The following is a 3215-nucleotide window of genomic DNA, read 5'->3' on the forward strand; positions in this document are numbered from 1 at the left end:
GCACCACCCTGTTCATCCTTAGCGCCGACACCACCCCCGAGGATGTGCGGGAGTGGTTCATGGAGCGTTGCGCAGCTGGCGAAGTGCCTACCCGTGCTGAGGTTGCCGAACGGAAGCGCACGGCCAGCACCAGCAGCTCGACAGGGTGCGGCTCTTTTTGCAGTTTTTGCATTGTTTCCAGGGGTGAATGGTTCGGGGTCCGGGCCATCGCTTCCAGGCCATCGGACCCCAGGTGCCCCCCGGACGGATCGGTCAATCAGGTTGTCGAGGTGATGGTGCTGGAGCCCCCTCTGCCTCCCACGCTGCCGGTCTGCATCAGCGGCGGCGGTGTGGTCGCGGGGCTCAGGTTCTGCCGGCGGCGGCCCATGGCCTGCGCTGCCGACTCACACACCTTAGCGCGGATATCTCAGTACGCCATCACTAGCTGGCAGGTAATCGCGGAAGCAAACCGGATCTTTGGTTTTGACGGCTGGCAGCGTCAGACCATCGCCGTCCGCTGTGTTGCCCAGGCAGAACGAACCATCGGCAGAGATCAGAAGCACGGCTGGGGTGTCACCTACACCGCCCGCGTACGCATCACCGTCACAGCGGGGGGAATGACTCCTCTGGTTCGAGAGGGCACTGGCGCCGGCCATGGCATCGACGTGGATCTGGGCCAGGCCCATGAGTCCGCCATCAAGGAGGCCGAGACCGATGCGATGAAAAGGGCGCTGATGACCTTTGGTAATCCGTTTGGTCTGGCGCTCTATGACAAGCAGCAAAGGGAGGTCACCAGTTCAGCCACTACGGCCCCAGCCGCAAACCGCAGTAGCAGGCCAGCAGAAGCGGCGCCCCGGCAGCAGCCCCAATCACCTGAGCAGCAAGAGAAAGATCCAAGCCTTGACCCGCTCGATCCAGGCACAATCCAGCAGATCCTCGACACCGTTCGGGGATTGCCCCGCCCTGCTCTGGAGGGGTTTACCAAGGCCTTCCGCAAGCGGTTCCAGGTGCCGGAGGAGGCCGCATCGATCGCTGATCGAATTTGTCAGCGGCGGCACCACGACTGGATTGAGACGTTTCTGGTGTCGCACCGATAGGTGCGCTAAGCAAATCAGCACCAGACCCAGCCAGAAACAGCCGCTATCCACCACGGCTGAGCCGATCAGGCGGGACGCGACAGGGGCAACCGTGCTAGTACATGCGTACGCATTGGCAATGATTCATGGGTGCCCCTCTCCCCCGACCCGCGGCTCTGGCCGCCAAGCTTGAAATCCCGATCGAGGAGTGGCCCTACCTCGATGAGGTGGTGCTGCTCAAGACCCGCAGCAGCAAGGTCTGCATGACCTGCCACTGGTTCAGGCACCACGCCGGGGTGAATTGCATCCCGGTGCTCACCTGTCAGCTCAATCAGGGGCTGATCGCCCATGGCGAGCACCTGACACGCCGCTGCCAGGGCTGGACTGATGACATGACCCGGCAGCAGGGTTGGGCGCCGGAGGTGGCCTGAGCAGCTCTCGATGAACGTCACGAACAGTCCCGGCCGGCCGCCGCTGTCTCCACAAGAGGCCTGGCTCAGCGATGGCCGCCAGGTGCTCCATTTCCAGCCGCGGCGCTACGACCGATGGAGTCAGAGCCTGGAAGTGACTTTTGGAGAGTTGATGCCCAGTGGAGAGCCGCCGCTGCTCAAGCACCGCAAGCAGCTGAGCCGCGAGCAGGCCATCAAGCTCTGGTGCCAGAAGCGGCAGGAGGGTTGGCGGGCGTATCCGCCGCAGTGGAAGCCGCCGCAGCCCCTGGGCTTAGGGGATTGACCATGAGGAAGCGACCGACTGGCTCACTTTTCAATGTCGCCTGATCAGGGCGACCCCGCGCTCAAAGCAGCGCCCGCACACTGGCCATCTGATGCTGGATCTGGGGGTGCTCCCCAGGGCCTTGGGAGCACAGAGCGCGGCCCAGGTCCGCGCCTTCGAGGAGGTATTTGAGCCGCTGGGGCTCACTGCCTTGGCCATTCAGGTGCTCACCGGCCTGGGGATGGACTGTTCAGTCCGTCCAATCCGATCGGCATGTTGGGGCAATCGACACCGGTCTCTATCGGGACAAATGGGAGCTCATGAAGGGCGCTTCCTGGCAGCCGTTTCATTCCAGATCCACCAGCTCGAACTCCACGGCCAGGCGCACCACTTCCTGAATGCGCTCGGTGACTTCAAACGCACGCTCCTGCGCCGTGGGGGCGTCCAAGCTTTCGCACACGTAGCTGCAGACTCCATCCCAGCTCGCCACCAGTTCCAACTGCTGCTTGGCTTCCCCGCTCAGCCCTGTGGCGGCGATCACCTTGGCGACTAGGTCGTGATCCCAGATCAGGGAACCCCAGTTGCCAGCACCCAGCAGGTTTTCCCGCATCAAGCGCAGAATTTTGAGCACCATCTCCGCTGAGCCCGCCTCCGGCTCAATAAGGGAGTCGATAAGGGCGTGGCCATACAGAAACAGCCAGGCTTGATTCTCTGGGCTACAGCGCACAGCCTCGGCAAAATCCCTCATCAGCGGCGGCATCGTGTCGGGGTCAAAGCTCATGCGAGCCTCCGGCGATCGGCGCTGAGCCGCAGGGCTTCCTGCACCGCCTCGATACAGCGGTGGGATGTTGGCAGGGACTGCGTGGGCGGGTGGACAGGGCAACGGCGATACAGAAAGCCATCTTGCGGCCAAGCCGGCCTAAAGCACTGAAAAACGCGATGACTGGTGGGTAAACCTACTCAATGTCGGCGCGTCGGGCAACGAACACCAGCAGCCCTCAAGCGGGCGCCCAAAGGAACACAGAGAAGCGACAATCCGAAACTATGCGACTTCTGCATGATTCTGAGTGGTGGCATAGCCGGTCACCCTGAAGGCGGTTGCACCGGCATGACAGGATGGACGCAGGTCTTATAACTTCTCGCTGATCAGTGGTTAATCCAGGGATCCGTGCTGAAAACGTAGTACATGCTACAGATTACCCATCTACTCGTTGTTGGCAGAAAACCAACAACGGGAGCTGTCTCCTGTGTGGGCAACTGCTTGCAAGACCGAAGATTGGAGGTCACACAGGCACACATCTGCCAACCGACAAGCTTCTGCGCTCCCATCTTATTCTGATTGTTGACAGATCAAGGCCTTCTTTCCATTTCTGTACGGGATTAGATCGAGAGCAATTCGTAAAGCTACCGACAAGCTTGCCGTATATACTCAGGGCGCACATGACGACA

4 protein-coding genes are annotated in these 3215 nt (G+C 61.4%); 3 read left to right on the forward strand and 1 reads right to left on the reverse strand.

From position 1 onward, the window contains the following. From AC01FP_RS16675 to AC01FP_RS16685, 3 genes are all read left to right on the forward strand, one after another. On the forward strand, nucleotides 1-1076 hold a 1076-nt coding region (locus tag AC01FP_RS16675), incomplete at its 5' end, for an RAD52 family DNA repair protein (RefSeq protein ID WP_474481786.1). A gap of 125 nt (nucleotides 1077-1201) precedes the next feature. Further along, nucleotides 1202-1486 carry a galactose oxidase gene (locus AC01FP_RS16680; protein ID WP_474481787.1) on the forward strand — a complete coding sequence of 95 codons (285 nt, stop codon included), beginning with the start codon at nucleotides 1202-1204 and terminating at the stop codon, nucleotides 1484-1486. Between the two features lie 10 nt (nucleotides 1487-1496). Continuing rightward, nucleotides 1497-1787 (forward strand): DUF1651 domain-containing protein, encoded by a 291-nt coding sequence (locus tag AC01FP_RS16685; protein ID WP_474481788.1) that lies wholly within the window; start codon nucleotides 1497-1499, stop codon nucleotides 1785-1787. Nucleotides 1788-2112: 325 nt separating this feature from the next. Here AC01FP_RS16685 and AC01FP_RS16690 read toward each other — a convergent pair whose 3' ends face one another. Further along, nucleotides 2113-2547, reverse strand: coding sequence for a hypothetical protein (locus AC01FP_RS16690; RefSeq protein WP_474481789.1), 435 nt, complete (start codon nucleotides 2545-2547; stop codon nucleotides 2113-2115). Nucleotides 2548-3215: the final 668 nt, after the last annotated feature.

It is taken from the genome of Cyanobium sp. NIVA-CYA 375 (assembly GCF_056108345.1).

What these genes read in the sequence shown, in the direction of transcription:
- AC01FP_RS16690 (WP_474481789.1), bottom strand. Translation starts at nt 2,547, where the DNA reads ATGAGCTTTGACCCCGACACGATGCCGCCGCTGATGAGGGATTTTGCC.
- AC01FP_RS16680 (WP_474481787.1), top strand. Translation starts at nt 1,202, where the DNA reads ATGGGTGCCCCTCTCCCCCGACCCGCGGCTCTGGCCGCCAAGCTTGAA.
- AC01FP_RS16685 (WP_474481788.1), top strand. Translation starts at nt 1,497, where the DNA reads ATGAACGTCACGAACAGTCCCGGCCGGCCGCCGCTGTCTCCACAAGAG.